The organism is Salinivibrio sp. PR6 (genome assembly GCF_001995955.1).
Taxonomy (GTDB): Bacteria; Pseudomonadota; Gammaproteobacteria; order Enterobacterales; family Vibrionaceae; genus Salinivibrio; species Salinivibrio siamensis.
Map to the genome: position 1 here is coordinate 1 of NZ_MUFA01000005.1, position 17989 is coordinate 17989.

The 17989-nt window shown below is 48.7% G+C and carries 20 protein-coding genes; 16 read left to right on the plus strand and 4 right to left on the minus strand.

What is annotated here, in order from left to right:
* Window positions 1-18: 18 nt before the first annotated feature.
* Window positions 19-438 (minus strand): hypothetical protein, encoded by a 420-nt coding sequence (locus tag BZG72_RS05105; RefSeq protein ID WP_046073228.1) that lies wholly within the window; start codon window positions 436-438, stop codon window positions 19-21.
* A gap of 277 nt (window positions 439-715) precedes the next feature.
* Between BZG72_RS05105 and ccoN the strand changes: the two genes are divergently transcribed.
* The 11 genes from ccoN to ttcA all read left to right on the plus strand — a co-directional run bounded on the left by ccoN (window position 716) and on the right by ttcA (window position 10746).
* Complete coding sequence (ccoN, locus tag BZG72_RS05110) at window positions 716-2143, plus strand: cytochrome-c oxidase, cbb3-type subunit I (protein ID WP_046073229.1); 1428 nt, start codon at window positions 716-718, stop codon at window positions 2141-2143.
* Between the two features lie 13 nt (window positions 2144-2156).
* Complete coding sequence (gene ccoO / locus BZG72_RS05115) at window positions 2157-2768, plus strand: cytochrome-c oxidase, cbb3-type subunit II (RefSeq protein ID WP_046073230.1); 612 nt, start codon at window positions 2157-2159, stop codon at window positions 2766-2768.
* 12 nt (window positions 2769-2780) lie between these two features.
* Complete coding sequence (locus BZG72_RS05120; RefSeq protein ID WP_046073231.1) at window positions 2781-2963, plus strand: CcoQ/FixQ family Cbb3-type cytochrome c oxidase assembly chaperone; 183 nt, start codon at window positions 2781-2783, stop codon at window positions 2961-2963.
* Window positions 2963-3943: a cytochrome-c oxidase, cbb3-type subunit III gene (gene ccoP, locus BZG72_RS05125; RefSeq protein WP_046073232.1), complete on the plus strand. Its 981-nt coding sequence runs from the start codon at window positions 2963-2965 to the stop codon at window positions 3941-3943. The genes BZG72_RS05120 and ccoP overlap by 1 nt, the downstream gene beginning before the upstream one ends.
* 72 nt (window positions 3944-4015) lie before the next feature.
* Window positions 4016-4501 carry a FixH family protein gene (locus BZG72_RS05130; protein WP_046073233.1) on the plus strand — a complete coding sequence of 162 codons (486 nt, stop codon included), beginning with the start codon at window positions 4016-4018 and terminating at the stop codon, window positions 4499-4501.
* Window positions 4502-4503: 2 nt separating this feature from the next.
* On the plus strand, window positions 4504-6882 hold the full coding sequence (locus tag BZG72_RS05135; protein ID WP_077666262.1) for a heavy metal translocating P-type ATPase: 2379 nt from the start codon (window positions 4504-4506) through the stop codon (window positions 6880-6882).
* A gap of 4 nt (window positions 6883-6886) precedes the next feature.
* The gene (gene ccoS, locus BZG72_RS05140) at window positions 6887-7102 is read left to right on the plus strand and encodes a cbb3-type cytochrome oxidase assembly protein CcoS (protein WP_046073235.1); all 216 of its coding nucleotides are present in this window, start codon (window positions 6887-6889) and stop codon (window positions 7100-7102) included.
* Window positions 7089-7763 (plus strand): sulfite exporter TauE/SafE family protein, encoded by a 675-nt coding sequence (locus BZG72_RS05145; protein WP_046073236.1) that lies wholly within the window; start codon window positions 7089-7091, stop codon window positions 7761-7763. The genes ccoS and BZG72_RS05145 overlap by 14 nt, the downstream gene beginning before the upstream one ends.
* 65 nt (window positions 7764-7828) lie before the next feature.
* Window positions 7829-8578, plus strand: a complete 750-nt coding sequence (locus BZG72_RS05150) for an FNR family transcription factor (RefSeq protein WP_077606199.1) — start codon at window positions 7829-7831, stop codon at window positions 8576-8578.
* A gap of 145 nt (window positions 8579-8723) precedes the next feature.
* Window positions 8724-9671, plus strand: coding sequence for a universal stress protein UspE (gene uspE / locus BZG72_RS05155; RefSeq protein WP_046073238.1), 948 nt, complete (start codon window positions 8724-8726; stop codon window positions 9669-9671).
* 145 nt (window positions 9672-9816) lie between these two features.
* On the plus strand, window positions 9817-10746 hold the full coding sequence (gene ttcA / locus BZG72_RS05160; RefSeq protein ID WP_077606200.1) for a tRNA 2-thiocytidine(32) synthetase TtcA: 930 nt from the start codon (window positions 9817-9819) through the stop codon (window positions 10744-10746).
* Between the two features lie 152 nt (window positions 10747-10898).
* Here the strand turns inward: ttcA and BZG72_RS05165 are convergent, their stop codons facing one another.
* Entirely contained in the window at window positions 10899-11549 is a 651-nt protein-coding gene (locus BZG72_RS05165; protein WP_077666263.1) for a DUF2987 domain-containing protein, read from the minus strand.
* Between the two features lie 29 nt (window positions 11550-11578).
* On the minus strand, window positions 11579-12403 hold the full coding sequence (locus tag BZG72_RS05170) for a hypothetical protein (protein ID WP_077666264.1): 825 nt from the start codon (window positions 12401-12403) through the stop codon (window positions 11579-11581).
* A 271-nt stretch (window positions 12404-12674) separates the two neighbouring features.
* Here BZG72_RS05170 and potA point away from each other — a divergent pair, with 271 nt between their 5' ends.
* The 3 genes from potA to potC are packed head-to-tail and all read left to right on the plus strand — an operon-like array spanning window position 12675 to window position 15398.
* The gene (gene potA, locus BZG72_RS05175) at window positions 12675-13790 is read left to right on the plus strand and encodes a spermidine/putrescine ABC transporter ATP-binding protein PotA (RefSeq protein WP_046073242.1); all 1116 of its coding nucleotides are present in this window, start codon (window positions 12675-12677) and stop codon (window positions 13788-13790) included.
* Window positions 13777-14631: a spermidine/putrescine ABC transporter permease PotB gene (gene potB, locus BZG72_RS05180; protein ID WP_046073243.1), complete on the plus strand. Its 855-nt coding sequence runs from the start codon at window positions 13777-13779 to the stop codon at window positions 14629-14631. The genes potA and potB overlap by 14 nt, the downstream gene beginning before the upstream one ends.
* Window positions 14628-15398 carry a spermidine/putrescine ABC transporter permease PotC gene (potC, locus tag BZG72_RS05185; protein WP_077577818.1) on the plus strand — a complete coding sequence of 257 codons (771 nt, stop codon included), beginning with the start codon at window positions 14628-14630 and terminating at the stop codon, window positions 15396-15398. The genes potB and potC overlap by 4 nt, the downstream gene beginning before the upstream one ends.
* A gap of 60 nt (window positions 15399-15458) precedes the next feature.
* Here the strand turns inward: potC and cobB are convergent, their stop codons facing one another.
* Complete coding sequence (gene cobB / locus BZG72_RS05190) at window positions 15459-16175, minus strand: Sir2 family NAD+-dependent deacetylase (protein ID WP_077577819.1); 717 nt, start codon at window positions 16173-16175, stop codon at window positions 15459-15461.
* Window positions 16176-16364: 189 nt separating this feature from the next.
* Here cobB and BZG72_RS05195 point away from each other — a divergent pair, with 189 nt between their 5' ends.
* Window positions 16365-17084: a DUF3581 family protein gene (locus tag BZG72_RS05195; RefSeq protein WP_077577973.1), complete on the plus strand. Its 720-nt coding sequence runs from the start codon at window positions 16365-16367 to the stop codon at window positions 17082-17084.
* 67 nt (window positions 17085-17151) lie between these two features.
* On the plus strand, window positions 17152-17976 hold the full coding sequence (locus BZG72_RS05200; protein WP_046073246.1) for an HDOD domain-containing protein: 825 nt from the start codon (window positions 17152-17154) through the stop codon (window positions 17974-17976).
* The last annotated feature ends 13 nt before the right edge of the window (window positions 17977-17989 follow it).

A 17989-nucleotide genomic window follows, 5' to 3' on the forward strand; every position in this document is an offset into this window, starting at 1 on the left:
GATTTAAACCGCAGTTTATCACTCGCTTTTGGGGTAATTAAATTTAAATTGATATCGATCAAAGACAAGGTTAAACCTCATCGGATTGCGAGGTAAATCTTGGGTTTTCCACTGCCAAGTTAGCGTGATCTTCTCCCCATTTCGGTCTAGCTGATCGCTAATTTCGATCTGCTTACTTCCTTCTTCTCCCCAATAAGCCGAATGTGGCTTTTTGTCTGAAACCACTGAAAAAATTACATTATCTTGTTCTTTACTCCAGGCAAACTCTATGAGCTGCTGAGATTGTGACGTGCCACAAAATCCACGTTCCCCTTCACAGTCTATAATGGTCAATCCAGGTGTATAGACCAGCGTCCTCCAGAAGAAAGCAACCACCAAAAGTGTAAGCATAACGATGATTTGCGCGAGTCGTCCTCGAGTGAGTTTTTCTGCTGCCATGAGTCGCTTTCTCCGTGTTACAGAGGTCAAAGTTTTATAAGAAAGGTAGGTAAGCCGCACTAAGTGTGTGGGTTAGACCCTGTTTTTTAACCAGTATCTACAGTATGATTCTGGTCGAAAATGCCATTTTTACAAAGAAATAGCAACGGAGTGTGCAAAGTGGTTAAAAACCATACGCAACGGGGCGTTTTCTTAAAAATGGTATGTTAACAGGCGAAGCGGAGGCTTCGTCCGTATCAAACGTGAGTGTAGTTAACTAAAAGTGGAAGCATGCAATATGAGCCAAGTTAAGCAGCTTGAACAAGACTACAACTACCGCGTTGTCCGCTTATTTACCCTAACAACGATTTTGTGGGGTATTGTGGGCATGGCTGTAGGTGTACTTATTGCCGCTCAATTAGTGTGGCCTGCACTGAACTTTGATATTCCGTATTTGACGTATAGCCGTCTGCGTCCACTGCATACCAACGCAGTGATTTTCGCTTTCGGTACCAGTGCGTTGTTTGCAACCTCTTATTATGTTGCGCAGCGAACTTGTCAAACACGGTTGTTCGGAGGGAAGTTAGCAGAGTTCACCTTCTGGGGTTGGCAAGCCATCATCCTTTCTGCAGCCATCTCGCTGCCAATGGGATACACCACCTCTAAAGAGTACGCTGAACTAGAGTGGCCAATTGATATCGCCATCGCGGTGGTATGGGTCGCATACGCTATCGTGTTCTTTGGCACGCTTATCAAGCGTAAAACGTCACATATTTATGTGGCCAACTGGTTCTTCGGTGCCTTTATTCTGACCATCGCGGTGTTGCACATCGTCAACAGCATGGCAATCCCTGTTTCACCGATGAAGTCTTACTCCATCTATGCTGGCGCAGTTGATGCGATGGTGCAGTGGTGGTACGGACACAACGCGGTTGGCTTCCTGCTGACAGCAGGCTTTTTGGGTATGATGTACTACTTCGTTCCCAAACAAGCGGGTCGCCCTGTTTACTCGTATCGACTCTCCATCGTCCACTTCTGGGCATTGATTTCGCTCTATATCTGGGCGGGTCCTCACCACCTTCATTACACGGCTCTGCCCGATTGGACACAGTCACTGGGGATGGTGATGTCGTTAATCTTGTTTGCACCTTCGTGGGGCGGGATGATTAACGGTATTATGACGTTGTCAGGTGCGTGGCATAAACTTCGCTATGATCCCATCTTGCGCTTCCTTATCGTGTCTTTGTCATTCTATGGCATGTCTACGTTTGAAGGCCCAATGATGTCGATCAAAACAGTTAACGCCTTGTCGCATTATACCGATTGGACAATCGGTCACGTTCATTCTGGTGCACTCGGTTGGGTCGCAATGGTCTCTATCGGCTCTATCTACCACTTGATTCCTAAACTGTTTGGTCAAGAGCGTATGTACTCAGTGTCTTTGGTGAACGTACACTTCTGGCTTGCCACGATTGGTACCGTGCTTTACATCGTTGCTATGTGGATTTCTGGTGTGATGCAGGGTCTGATGTGGCGCGCCGTCAACACTGACGGTACGTTGACATACAGCTTTGTGGAGTCATTGGAAGCCTCCTATCCGTTCTACTTCGTCCGCTTTATCGGCGGTGCGATTTTCCTATCAGGCATGTTCTTGATGGCTTACAACGCATATAAAACGATTCGTGCGCCTGAAGCTAGCTTGAAGTCGCTTGAGCCTGCGGTGTAAGGAGGACGATTAAATGAGTTCAAATCGCCACGAGATAGTAGAAAAAAACACAGGTTTGCTAGCGATTTTGATCATCGTTGCAATCAGCTTTGGTGCATTGGTGGAGATAACGCCATTGATTTACCAAAAGCAAACCACTGAACCGGTAGATAACCTTCGTCCGTATACAGCGTTAGAAATGGAAGGACGTGACATCTACATCCGTGAAGGATGCAACGTGTGTCACAGTCAAATGGTTCGTCCATTCCGTGCTGAAACCGAGCGTTACGGCCACTATGCCGTCGCAGGGGAAAGTGTTTGGGAGCATCCCTTCTTATGGGGCTCTAAACGTACCGGTCCTGACCTCGCCCGAGTTGGGGATCGTTACTCTGACGAATGGCACCGCGTTCACTTAATTAATCCACGTGACGTAGTACCTGAATCGAACATGCCTGGTTTCCCTTGGTTAGCAGAGAACAAGCTGGATGGGGAAACAACGGCCGCGAAGCTGAAAGTATTCCGTGACCAATTTGGTGTGCCATACACCGATGAGGACATCGAGAATGCCAAGGCGGCGGTTGAAGGTAAAACGGAGATAGAAGCGTTGATTGCTTATCTTCAGTCACTAGGTCACGCAATGAAGTAATAAGGAGGGCCTATGGATATCGGCACCTTTCATAGTATCTGGACAGTTGTCCTATTTGTGAGCTTCATTGGGATCGTTGTTTGGGCTTATAGCAAACGTCGCAAAAAGCACTTTGATGAAGCGGCTAACCTGATTTTCGACGATGAGGAGAACAATCAGGATAAGTCCAATAACAAGACAGGAGATAATCGCTAATGAGTACGTTTTGGAGTATCTTCGTAACAGTCATCGTACTCGGCACGATTGCTGGCTGTGCTGCTCTTATCATTTGGACAACCAAAGATAAAATGGGCGTCGCAGAAGGCGATGACATGGGTCACGAGTATGATGGTATTCGTGAACTCAACAACCCACTGCCTAAGTGGTGGTCGTACATGTTTTGGGCGACCTTGGTGTTTGGTTTGGGGTACCTCATCCTCTATCCGGGGCTGGGTAACTTTGCTGGCGTATTAGGTTGGAAAAGTTCGTACCAAGACGTAAGCAGTGTCGAGGAGTCGCGTGAGTTAATGGCAAAAGCGCAAGAAGCGCAGCATATTAACCAATATGCGATGGAGCTCGAGGCAGCTGACAAGGTGTTTGGTGAAGCATTCCGCAAACTGGCGTACCAAGAAGATGGCAAATCATTGCGTCCGATTACCCAAATCGCGCGTAATGAAGAAGCCTTGAAAGTGGGTCAACGTTTGTTTAGCCAAAACTGCGCGGCCTGCCATGGGTCGGATGCGCGCGGTCAGGCTGGTTTCCCGAACCTTACGGACGATGCGTGGTTGTATGGTGGTGAGCCTGAAACCATTAAAGCCACCCTTCTCCATGGCCGAAAAGGCAACATGCCGGCTTGGTTAGATACCATGGGTGAAGAAGGCGTTAAAGAAGTCGCCGCTTATGCACTGAGCTTGTCAGGTCGTAAAGTCGATCCGCAAATGGCTGCTAAAGGTAAATCTCGCTTTGTTGTATGTGCCGCATGTCACGGCACGGACGGCAAAGGTAACCCTGCCTTTGGTGCGCCGGATTTAACTGACAATATCTGGCTATATGGTGGCTCTCGCCGCGCCGTTGAGCAAACCATTCGTGGTGGCCGTCAAGGCGTGATGCCCGCGTGGGAAGCTCACCTTGGCGAAGAAAAAATCCAGATACTCTCTGCCTATGTATGGCGCTTGAGTAATCCTGAGGTAGAATAAGCACTTAGGTGTGATACAGCCCCTGCTTGCAGGGGCTTCTTAAATGTAAATGCTCAAACCGAGGAGCTTCTGATGGTAACACCCTGGTACAAGCAGTTTTGGCCTTGGTTCCTGATTGCCCTTCCCGCTTCTGTTGTCGTCGCGAGTTTGTTAACTGTGACCGTCTTTTCGATGAACTCTGTGTCTCTGGTGGCAGAGGACTATTACAAGAAAGGCAAGGCGATCAATGTTGATCTATCCAAACTGAAAGTCGCGGCCCAGCTGGGTGTTTCAGCGCAATTGTCGTCAAACAACCAGGCAATCGCGATAGCACTAGATAAGGGCGATCTCGCGTCATTTCCTGCGCTCAAGGTGCATATTCAGCACCGTACGCTCGAGCGAAAAGATGTGAACGTCATGGTAAACCCAAACCAAGCGGGGATTTATCATATCGATCTTGCTGAGCCAATATCCGGCCCCTGGTTTATCGAAATCACTTCATTCGATAAGCAATGGAAAGTGCACGGTCGTATCAATTTCCCTGTCTCAACTCCCCTGACGTTAACCGGTAAGCAGTAACCATGACCACGCCTTGTTATCACTGTGGTGATCCTGTACTAACAGGAGACACCTACCAAGTAGTGATTTTCGATAAACCCCGCCTTATGTGTTGCCCTGGCTGCCAAGCCGTGGCAACCACGATCGTAGACAGTGGTTTGAGTTCTTATTATCAGTATCGTACAGAGAACGCCGATAAGGCCGACCTCGTCCCCGAAGAGCTCAAATCACTGACGCTATACGATAATCAAGATGTACAACAAGAGTTTGTCCGAGATGTGGCAGACCAAAAAGAGGTGACGTTGTCACTTGACGGTGTCTCCTGCGCTGCGTGTGCGTGGCTGATTGAAAAGCAGTTACAACGCACAACAGGCGTCACACATATTCAGGTCAACACCACTACTAACCGCGCCCAGGTGCGTTGGGATGAGAGTGAAACTTCCCTGAGTACAATACTCACACGCATTCATCACCTAGGTTATAAAGCGGCACCTTTTGAGGCTGACAGACAAGAGCAACAATACCATCGCAACATGAAGCAGTACTTATACCGATTGGGGATTGCTGGCTTGGCCACCATGCAGGTCATGATGTTAGCCGTGGCGATGTACTTCGAAGTGTTTGGCGATATGGACGAAACTTTTCGGAATTACTTCCGTTGGATAAGTTTAATCTTCGCGACGCCTGTCTTGCTTTACTCTGCGTTGCCCTTTTACACCAATGCTTGGCGGAACCTTAAGGCACGCACACTGGGAATGGATGTCCCCGTTTCTATTGCCCTGTTATTTGCCTACTTCTCAAGCCTGTACGCGACTGTCACTGGAAAGGGCGAAGTCTTTTTTGAATCGGTGGCAATGTTTACCTTCTTCTTATTGCTCGGGCGTTTTCTGGAAATGCGCGCACGCCGCACGGCAGCAGCAGCCAGCGCCAACTTGTTAAAACTGGTTCCCAAAATGGCGCGCCGCCTTAACGGTGAAGCCGTGCCAGCTAACAGTCTTAAAATAGACGATAACATTCGCGTATTGCCCGGTGAGCCCTTCCCTGCCGATGGACAAATATTGTCTGGCACAACCTCTGTCGATGAAGCCATGCTGACAGGCGAGTCACTACCTCAGACTAAGCGACTGGGTGATGCCGTTTATGCCGGCACCATGAATGTGGAAGGGAATGTCGATATTTGTGTTACGAGTAATCACAAAGAGTCTCTCGTGGCTCATATTGTGCGTTTGCAAGATGAAGCTCAAATGGCAAAACCCAAGGTGGCGGTGTTGGCAGACCATATCGCGCGTTACTTTGTCGCCGCCATCTTAATTATTTCCGCATCGACTTGGCTCTATTGGCATTTTGTTCAACCTGACGATGCCTTTTGGATCATGCTATCCGTGCTTGTTGCGACCTGCCCTTGCGCATTATCACTCGCCACCCCCACGGCCCTGACTTGCTCAACATCGACCTTTGGCCAGCTCGGCATCATGTTACGCCGAGGTCACGTCTTAGAAACCTTAACCAAGGTGAATCGATTGGTGGTTGATAAAACAGGTACACTGACCGAGGGTGAGGTGAAAATTGATTCAGTCCACGTGTTTGCTGCTGACATTAGCGAACAATCGGCATTGAACATTGCGGCCAGCTTAGAAGGGTTTGCCAATCATCCTATCGCCAACGCGTTCCAATCAAAAGCGACTGAGTCTCTGACAGTCAAAGCGGCGGACAACCATATTGGTCAAGGGGTAAGCGGCGAGATCAATGGCCAGCATTGGCGTATTGGCAAGGCGGCGTTTGCTCTATCCTCGCCTAAAACTCACTATGATTCCTATCCCGTCGTGCTCAGTTGCGAGGGGCAAGTGGTGGCCGCGTTTTCACTGACCGATCCGATTCGTCCCAGTAGCGCACGCTTGATAGCCGCATTTAAACAAGCTGGGATCCAAACCACCATGCTAACCGGTGATCAATCGCGAAATGTTGAACAGGTCGCTAACCAGCTCGGCATTGATTCTGTGACTTCAGGGGTATCTCCTCAAGGAAAATTGGCGTACCTTCAAAGCCTTGATGATGATACCGTGACCCTGATGGTGGGTGATGGCGTCAATGATGCCCCCGTTTTAGCCGGTGCCCACTTGTCGGTTGCGATGGGAGGAGGCACTGATATCGCTAAATCGTCCGCCGATATGGTGTTGCTGAGTGACGATTTGGAAAAACTACTGACCGCCAGGCAGCTTGCCCAGCAAACTCGCCGTATTATCCGCGAAAACTTAATTTGGGCTTTAGGCTACAACATCACCATTCTGCCTTTGGCGGTTATGGGCTATGTCGCCCCTTACATAGCGGTGGTAGGTATGTCAGCAAGCTCAATCATTGTCGTGTCTAACTCGCTGCGCCTACTTAACAAAAAAGAGGATTAGCGTTATGGCTAGTTTGTATATTTTGATCCCCATCGCCATTATGCTGGTTTGCGTGGCGGCCGTCGTGTTTATCTGGGCCGTCAAATCCGATCAATTCGAGGATCTAGAACGACAAGGCTCTTCGATCCTTTTTGATGAAGAAGAACCGGAGAAAGACGCAGGATCACAATCAAGCCAACCAACCGAGCCTCACGCGTCGACGCAAGATGACAAACATTGATTTTATTGGTGCCCTCGTCATTGGCTTGTTGGGGGCGGGCCACTGCCTAGGGATGTGTGGTGGGGTCGCAGCGGCTATGTCGCTTGGCATTCCGCCACAAAAAGCCAAGTGGCCGTATCTTGTCTTGTATAACTTGGGGCGTATCAGCTCGTATACCCTTGCAGGCGCAATGATCGGTGGTACCGTGGCTTCATTGCTTGCTTTGTCTGATTTAACACAGCATCTTGCGGTATTGCGGCTGTTTGCGGCCATTATGATGTTGCTATTGGCAGCCTATATGGCTCAAGTATGGAATGGCCTTAGCTATATTGAACGGCTGGGTAGCAAACTCTGGCGATTTATTTCTCCGCTAACGTCCAAGCTAATGCCACTGCGTTCGCCATTATATGCCTATCCTTTTGGCCTTGTGTGGGGCTGGCTCCCCTGTGGGCTCGTTTACTCCGCACTGAGTTGGGCCGCCGTTGCTGGCAGCGCATCCGGGGGCGGCCTTGTGATGCTTGGGTTTGGATTAGGGACGCTACCGGCGATGTTAACCGTTGGTGCCCTTGCCGAGCGGATAAAGCCAATTCTTAACAACCACGCACTGCGTTTGATATGTGCCACAATGTTGGCGCTTTATGGTTTTTATACGGCTTACTCCGCCCTCAAACTCCTGATATAAGGTCGACCTGGCACGCAATCATGGTGTAATATGTATATTGACGTTTATCAATTTTAGGCAGGTGTATGGTGTCGAATAAGATCATCACTCGGCGGGTTCAGTCAGGCGGCTGCGCAATTCATTGTCAAGATTGCAGTATTAGCCAACTGTGTATTCCCTTTACGTTAAATGAGCAAGAGTTGGATCAACTGGATAGCATCATTGAGCGAAAAAAACCTATTCAGAAAGGCCAAGAACTGTTCAAAGCCGGTGATAATCTACGAGCGCTGTATGCGATTCGTTCAGGTACGGTTAAGACCTACACAATCACAGAACAAGGTGATGAGCAGATAACTGCCTTCCATCTCGCCGGCGATTTGGTAGGCTTTGACGCTATTAACGATAGTGAGCACCCCAGCTTTGCTCAAGCGCTAGAAACGTCAATGATTTGTGAGATCCCCTACGACACACTTGATGACCTCTCTGGGAAAATGCCCAAGCTTCGCCAACAAATCATGCGACTAATGAGCAATGAGATAAAAGGTGATCAGGATATGATTTTGCTGTTATCGAAGAAAACAGCTGAAGAACGTCTGGCCGCTTTCCTTTATAGCCTCTCAAAGCGCTTTGCTCAGCGTGGATTCTCTCCGCGAGAGTTCCGCCTTACCATGACACGAGGTGATATTGGTAACTACCTAGGTCTCACCGTTGAAACTATCAGTCGCTTATTGGGCCGCTTCCAAAAGTCAGAAATATTGGCCGTCAAAGGTAAATACATTACGGTTCTAAACTTAGAAGAGCTTGCACGTCTTGCGGATGAAGAGTGCTTTGTTTAGCGAATAAAAGTAAATAAGTTGTTAATAAATGGCGCTTTATGCGCCATTTCTCTTTTTTGCTCAATGGTGAACAATTTCTTTCGCGTGAACGGACTAAGTAGGTTAAAGTGAAATTAACCGATGCATCTGTGCAAAGGAGGCAGATATGTCTAGGTACACGAACCTGCTCGTCGTCATTGATCCTTCCCAAGAACAACAACCTGCACTTTCACGTGCGGTCACGCTTAGCCAGCGAAGTGATGCAAAGGTTAAGCTCACCCTCTTTCTTGCCATTTATGACTTTTCATACGAAATGACATCTATGCTCTCATCAGATGAGCGGCAAGCAATGCGCCAAGGTGTGATGCACCAGCGTGAAGAATGGATGAATGAGGTTATTCAAACGCACCAAGCTCAAGAATGTGAGATCGAAAAAGTCGTGGTATGGCATAACCGCCCTTACGAAGCGATTGTCGAACGCGTGCTGAGCCACCACCACGATTTGGTGGTTAAAGCGACACACCAGCACGACACACTAGGCTCTGTCATCTTTACGCCCACCGATTGGCACTTGTTACGCAAATGCCCAAGTTCAGTGTTATTAGTTAAAGATCATGGTTGGCCAGATAAAGGCAAGATAGTCGCCTCTGTTCATGTGGCATCTGAAACCGAAACTCACGCTGAGCTCAACGACAAATTGGTCGATGAAGGGAATATCATGAGTGCCATGCTAGGGGCTGAGTTGCACCTGGCTAACGCCTACCCTGCTACGCCGGTGAATATTACTATCGAGCTGCCTGACTTTGATCCAACATCGTATACCGATGCGGTACGAGGCCATCATCTCACCGCCATGAAAGCCTTGCGTCAGCGCCATCACATCGAAGAAACACGCACGCATGTCCAAGAAGGGTTGCCGGAAGATGTTATCCCTAACATTGCCCGAGAGCTGGATGCAGAGCTTGTCATTCTCGGGACCACAGGGCGCACTGGCTTATCCGCGGTGTTCATCGGGAATACCGCAGAGCACATGATTGATCAACTCGACTGTGACTTACTTGCCATCAAACCTGATGGTTACATTAGCCCACTCGATCCTCGCGCTAACGATTAACCTTTCTCATTCCTTCATACAGCAGGCAGTGGCATTCACTGCCTGCGGGTGACTGGCATTTGTGGTCAAAATCCGTATCATACCCGCCATTCATGCACACTGGCAGTGTAATGCGTTTACCTTGCCTGACAACGCGATAGTACTTATGAGCACCGAAGAGCTGAGCAAAGCACAAAAATACGGATTTAATAAACTGCAAAAGCGCATTCGTCGCAACACCGGACAAGCGATTGCCGACTTTAATATGATTGAAGACGGCGATCGCATCATGGTTTGTTTATCAGGCGGCAAAGACAGCTATACCTTGCTTGATATGCTGCAAAGCCTGCAAAAGAGCGCGCCAGTTTCATTCCAACTCATTGCGGTCAACTTAGATCAAAAGCAACCTGGGTTTCCTGAGCACATTTTGCCAGAGTATTTAGAGGGCTTGGGCGTCGAGTACAAAATTGTTGAAGAAGACACTTACTCCATCGTCAAAGAGAAAGTGCCAGAGGGCAAGACAACCTGTTCACTATGCTCGCGACTTCGCCGCGGTATCTTATATCGCACAGCGAAAGAGCTGGGTGCAACCAAAATTGCATTGGGCCATCACCGAGATGACATACTAGAGACCTTGTTCTTGAACATGTTCTATGGCGGCAAGATGAAAGGCATGCCACCGAAGCTCGTCTCTGATAACGGCGAACATGTGGTGATCCGTCCACTGGCCTATTGCCGAGAAAAAGACATTGAGCGTTATTCAGAGCAAAAAGCCTTCCCGATCATTCCGTGTAACCTTTGTGGCTCACAGCCCAACCTACAACGCCAAGTGATCAAAGATATGCTCCGAGATTGGGACAAGCGCTACCCAGGCCGCATTGAGACGATGTTCCGAGCAATGCAAAATATCGTCCCCTCGCATATGGCCGATACCGAGCTGTTTGATTTTAAATCCGTCGCAGCGGGTATGACGTTTGAGGGGGATGGTGATACCGCATTCGATAAGGAAAACTTTACCGATCCGGCGCCCGTTTCAGAGAGCCCTGTCGAGGTTGACCCCAACTTATCACTCGACGTGGTCAATGTCGGCACATAGTGTTTGAAGCATGACAGAATTGTCGTTGGCCCTAAATGGCCTGCTAATAAAAACGCCCATTTTAAACAGTGGGCGTTTTTTGTCGTTTCAGCCTTCTACATCGTGCGCATTATGTCTTTGAAGCTCAGTGTAGACTTGAAGTCTTTTCCCGTTTATCCGTTTTTCGGCAACCAAGGCGACACCTTGATGGGAGCGTCTGGCAGCGTTAACGTGGCGCTTTCGCCAAGATGATTGACATCTATAATGGCTTGGTGAGCATCGATTGGGTATTTTGTTCCCTCACTGCTAGTCACCGCACCAGTCACCGAGGGCGCAAAATGCAAGACGACTCCCTGTGTCTTCGGCATAAACCAAGAAGCAAACATCCCGCCTAAATTTTCCATCATCGTATCCATCTGAGGCAACCAGCCCTGAATCTGCTGGCTGGTTAATTTCTTTCCTACTGGCTGATCAACCAATACCTGGAACGAAATATCGCAGTTACGATCGGAGGGCGTTTCAACAAAGACATCCGGGTTCACTTTGCGGAGCTGGTTATCGAGAGGAAGCGGCAGCGCTTGAGAGGCTGGAATATCAAAGGCTTCATAATGCTCTTCCTTGCTCATCCATGCGCGAGAAATCGGGCAAACCTCTCCCGACTCGGCCGAGACCATAAAGTACGCCACACCAATATCGGGATGCCCTTCTTCCACGTTATGTTTAAGCTGAGTAAATAGCTTGCTATAGCTAAAACGGTATGTATCGGCACTGGCCGGGACACTCACCATTCCCAGCAAAACCAGTACACTGGCTAGTTTTTTCATCAGAACTCCAGTTGCAGGCTCAAAGCGAATCAAGCGTCAAAGGTGTCTTGGTCAGATGACGACGGAGTCGTACTATTCGACGCTCTTTCTTCATTCTCATTTTGTGACACTGTCACCTCCACACCAACGCCAAACATTTCTCGGTAAATCACACCTTTAACATTGAAGAGAAAGGGTAACGCCCAAACCAAGGCAAAGCCAGCGGTGGCAAAAGAAATGAGAAATAGCACGCCGACAACGGCATAAATGGTTGCCATTTGGAACAATTTCTTGTTTACCGCCCGGAAGGATACGGTGAGAGCTTTAACCGGCGTGAGGCGTTTTTCACAAATTAATAACGGCGACATGGAAAACGCCATCGCAACATAAAGGCTCAGTAATGGAAAAATCATGCTCGCCACACTTTGCAATGTCACCGACAGGCAGATCACGACCGTCACGGGTAAAGCAAACACGAGCCCTTTTAGTAGATGGCGTGGTTTAGAACGAAAGCCTATAGCGTGACTCAAGCCCATTAAGCTCGCCCCCGCATATAATGGCGCAATCAGAACCTCGGAAGTAAAATTCGCTAACCACACGGATGAAATCATATCTGTGGTGAGCTCACGTTGACCGACCAATGCCTCAAATAAATGCGACGGCGCGCCCAACAACAACGTCAGCATCAGCATTAAGATACCTATTTGAGTCGCGAATAGGCACAAGGTGGCGGGCAAAAACGACCAAAAGTGCTTGAAGGTCTGAGAGAAGGCTTCTTTGATTATCTCAAAAGGATCGAGCCGGTAGCGACCGTTTAGCGCTGTTTCTACCGACCCACCGATATGTAAAGCATTGTTGTATTCTTGTTGACTCATAATCGTTATCTATCATGACTAATGCACCCAGTATATCTGACTGTAACCCATAGCCAAAAATCATTCTGACAAATAAGGAAAAATAACCAGATCAGCTTTGCGTTGACAATGGTCTGGTTTAGGCTGGACACCTTATCGAACAACGGACACCAAAGTGCCAAAACGAGCGAAAAACTGCTTTAACTTCGACTGACACGCGTCTATTATGCGCCGTCTGTTTTATGGGTACGAATGTACAAGACAATTTGCCAGGTAGAGAGAGAACGAACCATTGAAGCACGCAAATGTATCTCACAAACCGGTTGTCGAGCTCGCGTCACTAACCAAAAGTTTCGACGGCAAAGAAATCATCTCCCGTTTCAACCTAACGGTCAATAACGGAGAATTCCTAACGATCCTTGGCCCTTCAGGCTGTGGCAAAACAACCGTACTGCGTTTGATTGCGGGGCTGGAAGATGCCGACAGTGGTGCTGTCGTTATTGATGGCAAAGATGTCACGACCCTCCCAGCAGAAAAACGCAATGTAAACACTGTCTTTCAAAGCTATGCGCTTTTCCCACATATGACAGTGTTTGAAAACGTCGCATTTGGCCTGCGCATGCAGGGCGTGAATCATCACCATATTGAACCTCGGGTGATGGAAGCGCTGCGAATGGTACAGCTTGACCATTATGCCTCTCGTAAACCTCATCAATTGTCTGGCGGACAGCAGCAACGTATCGCGATTGCACGCGCCGTGGTGAATAAACCGAGCGTGCTCTTGCTGGATGAATCCCTCTCTGCACTCGATTACAAACTGCGTAAACAAATGCAGATGGAGCTGAAACAGCTGCAACGCAAACTGGGGATTACGTTTATCTTCGTTACCCACGACCAAGAAGAAGCCCTGTCGATGTCAGATCGTATTATCGTTATGCGTGATGGCGAAATCGAGCAAGACGGCTCACCGCGTGAGATATATGAAGAGCCTAAGAATTTGTTCGTGGCACGCTTTATTGGTGAAATCAATGTCTTTGATGCCAATGTGATTAAACGCATCGATGACAAACGTATTTGGGCCCGAGTCGAATCACGTGAGTGTGAGGTCTATTGCAAGCTCGATGTCCATCCAGGTGACGCTATCAAGGTATTGCTTCGCCCTGAAGACATCCGCTTGGAAGAAATTCATGGTAATGCTAAGCCCAATGGTATTGTGGGCTATGTCCGCGAGCGAAATTACAAAGGCATGACCCTCGACTCGGTCCTCGAGTTGCCATCAGGGCAAACCGTGATGGTGAGTGAGTTCTTCAATGAAGATGACCCAGACGTCGATCACTCCATCGATCAGAAAGTGGCTCTGACGTGGGTAGAAAGCTGGGAGGTGGTGCTGGCCGATGAAAAAGCTTAATCTGCAAACCGCCATCGTGGGTTTGGTCGTAGGTTGGTTGCTTATCTTTGTTTTTTTACCCAACCTAATGATTATCGCGACCAGTTTTTTAACGCGCGATGACGCCGATCTTGTCGAGATGACCTTCACGCTGAGCAATTATGCGAAACTGCTCGATCCTCTTTATGCGAAAGTAGTCTGGCACTCTTTCTACATGGCGGCCTTGGCAACCCTGATCTGCCTACTCATTGGCTATCCATTTGCGTTTATCATTGCCAAAATGCCTAAAAATACACGTCCTTTGATGCTGTTTTTAGTGATTGTTCCGTTTTGGACCAATTCCTTGATCCGTACGTACGGGCTAAAAATATTTCTTGGTACCCGTGGGCTACTCAATGAAAGCATGATGTGGCTTGGCTTAATAGAGCGCCCCGTTCGCATCATGTACACCGAGTATGCGGTGATGGTTGGCCTTGTCTATATTTTGCTGCCATTTATGATCCTGCCTTTGTACTCGAGCATCGAGAAACTCGATCGCAGCTACCTTGAAGCGGCGCGTGATTTAGGCGCCAACAAATTCCAGTGTTTTATGCGTGTGATCCTGCCATTGACCACACCCGGTATTATTGCTGGCAGTTTGCTGGTCATTCTTCCCGCTCTAGGCATGTTCTACGTCTCGGATTTACTGGGGGGAGCGAAAAACCTACTGATCGGCAATGTGATTAAGAGCCAGATTTTGAACGTTCGTGATTGGCCATTTGGCTCAGCCGCCAGTATCTCTCTGACGGTGTTAATGGGCCTGTTGCTGTTTGCATATTGGCGTGTGGGTAAGTGGATGAATCGCAAGGAGGCCTTATCATGATCCGGTGGCTAAGGAATAGTTTTCTCTCCTTGGTTTACGCCTTCCTTTACATCCCAATTCTGGTGTTGATCGTTAACTCGTTCAATGCCAGCAAATTTGGCATGAGTTGGAAAGGCTTTACTTGGGAGTGGTATGGGCAGCTGGTCAATAATCATAGCCTGATGCAAGCGGCGGGTAACTCATTAACCATTGCGGTCTTTTCTGCTAGTGCTGCCGCCATGATTGGTAGCTTGACTGCCGTTGCCCTCTTTCGCTACCGCTTTCGCGGTAAACAGTTTGTCAATGGCATGCTTTTTGTGGTGATGATGTCCCCGGACATTGTGATGGCTATTTCGTTATTGGCGCTATTTGTGTTGATGGGCGCGCAACTGGGATTTTTAACCCTACTGCTCTCTCATATTACTTTCTGCCTACCATTCGTGGTCGTCACGGTATACAGTCGCTTAAATGGCTTTGACGTTAAAATGCTTGAAGCCGCGCGTGATTTAGGCGCGAGCGAATGGGTCATCCTCACCAAGATTATTTTGCCACTGGCGGCTCCTGCGGTCGGTGCAGGTTGGCTACTGAGTTTTACCCTTTCGCTGGACGACGTTATCGTTAGCTCATTTGTGACCGGGCCAAGCTATGAAATTTTGCCCTTAAAGATTTATTCGATGGTTAAAGTGGGCGTATCACCCGAAGTGAATGCACTTGCCACTATCATGTTATTGGTGTCGTTAGTGTTGGTCATGTGCTCGCAATGGCTCGCGAAAGACAGGTTAAAGTAACCCTTGCGCTAGGGCTGCTATTCCACCAGCAGCCCTTTTTTCTATCTGTATCCTCTTGCGTTACTGCTCCAGAGCCAGAATCTCCTCCACCAGCTTCGGCACGAGCGTGCTCGCCTTCCCGTAACGCCGTTCATTAAATTCACTTTCCACAGCGCTGGGCTCCAAGTTTATTTCAATAGTGTGCGCACCATGCATCGCCGCTTCGTGCACAAACCCCGCCGCTGGATACACCGCCCCAGAGGTGCCAATAGAAACAAACAGATCCGCTTGATTGAGTGCATCATGAATTTTCCCCATTCCCAGAGGCATCTCTCCGAACCACACCACGTGTGGCCTCAACGGTGCGGGCATCTGGCAACAATGGCAGTGATCGGACACCTGGATATCACCCGTCCAATCGATGGTTTGCTGCGAGTGGCTACAACGCGCCTTTAACAGCTCACCATGCATATGAATGATATTGTGCGTGCCGGCGCGCTCGTGAAGATTATCAATGTTTTGGGTCACAACGAGTACACTGGCCTCGGTTTCCTGCTCTAGGCGTGCCAGTGCCTCATGGGCCGGATTGGGGATGATCTCTCCTTGTAACTGCCGCCGACGATCATTATAAAACTGTTGAACAAGGGTCGGGTTTCTCTCAAAGCCCTCAGGCGTTGCAACGTCTTCAATATGATGCTCTTCCCAAAGGCCATCTTGATCTCGAAAGGTTCTAATCCCTGACTCTGCAGATATTCCCGCGCCTGTCAAAACTACGATGTGTCGATAAGGGAATGCCATACGCCGTTCCTATGCAAGTGACCTGTTTATTTATTTTATAACACTCTCACGCTTACCATTGAAGTAGTAAGGGTTTAGACCTTAGTCGTTGACTCTAATCACAAAAAGATAATGCAACGACTGGCTAGACCAATGCCGCGCTTCGCTTGGGTTACAATGTCGGCTTATTTCTCGCATCTGTTATCCATTATGAAATTAGAACATTATTACACTGAGCAAGATGGCAAACTGATTTTTACTCGCCAGCAAGCAAGTGACTTTGCTAAACGTATCGCCGGCGACTTTAACCCGATTCATGACACAGACGCTTCACGGTTCTGTGTGCCCGGGGATTTGCTGCTTTCTATCTTATTGGCCAAAACAGGGATCAGCGAGCAAATCGAGATTCAGTTCAATGGCATGATCAGTGCCAACACGCCCTTGTCGATTATCGAAACAGACGATGGCGTTACCGTCGTCGACGATAATCAAAAGCTTTATCTCACCATGACACGCCATGGACAGACACGTCACGATAAAGCATTAGCAACAGAGATCGCCGAGCACTACGTGCAGTTTTCCGGTAAGAACTTCCCGCATATCATGGTGCCGCTAATGCGGGAGCAACAAATGATGATCAACACTGAACGTCCACTCGTTATGTACGAGAAAATGAGCTTGGCGTTTGATGATCTCTCAATCAAATCTGCCGATGTCGCTTTATCGGACTCGGTGATGCAAGTGAGCGGCAAACGCGGAAAAGTCGATCTTGCTTTTGATTTTATTGTCGATGGGCGGCGTGTGGGACACGGATGCAAAACGATGGTTGCCAGTGGTTTGCGCCCCTACTGCGAAGAGGCCATTCAAAACCTAGTAGAGCGTTTTAATGCCAGAAAACAGGCCTACTGCGCTACGCCCGCCACGGAGTAATTTTCTTCCCTGAAGCCTTTGGCTCTGATCTATAGTTACATCAGAGCCAACGCTGAAGGAAGTTGTTATGGAATCCAATAGCTTGGTCGAGCTTATCGATCGTCTCCCGAAAATCCCCAAAGTCGTGCAAGAGTTGATTGAGTTGGTCAACAGCCATGACGCTGAGCTTAATCAAATCGCCGAAAAAATCGCCTACGACCAGGTCATTTCCGCGCGAGTGCTTCGCTTGTCTAATTCAGCCTATTTTGGCCGCGCCCGAAACGTAGGCTCTGTCAACGAGGCCGTTATCCGGCTAGGTCTAGGCCCTGTGAGAACTCTGGTGGTGTCTAGTGCACTGATGAGTGCCTTTGACGTCGATGACGAAGTGGATATGGATGCGTTTTGGCAACACACGTTCGAAATTGCAACCTTGAGTAAAGCCTTAGCAAACGCATTAAGAATGGACGGTAACGAAGCATTTACCGCCGGCATGCTCCATAATCTCGGTGAGCTGCTGATCATGACCACCGCTTACGATAAGCTGGACCGTATCAATCTGCACATGGAGGCGGGTAAGCCCAAGCAAGAAGCCCAGCAGCTTATCTTGGGGATCACCAGCGCCGAGTTAGGTGGAGAGCTCGCACAAACTTGGAACTTTCCCCAGCGCTTAAGCGATGCAATTCGTTATCAGTTTTCGCCCGTACACGATGAGCAGTTTTCGCCATTGGCGGGCATACTCCGCTTAGCCAACAAAATTGACGCCGCTTGGGGCGAGTTTGTTACCACCGACTCTAAGCTTGATTGGCTCGACCAGCAGCTCGAGTACAACATTCTCGGTTTGCCTAAAACCGTGGTCGCTAATATCGACGATGTCATTGGCTCAGGGCGTGAAATGGCCAGAATGCTTAAATAACAATGGCGTCTCT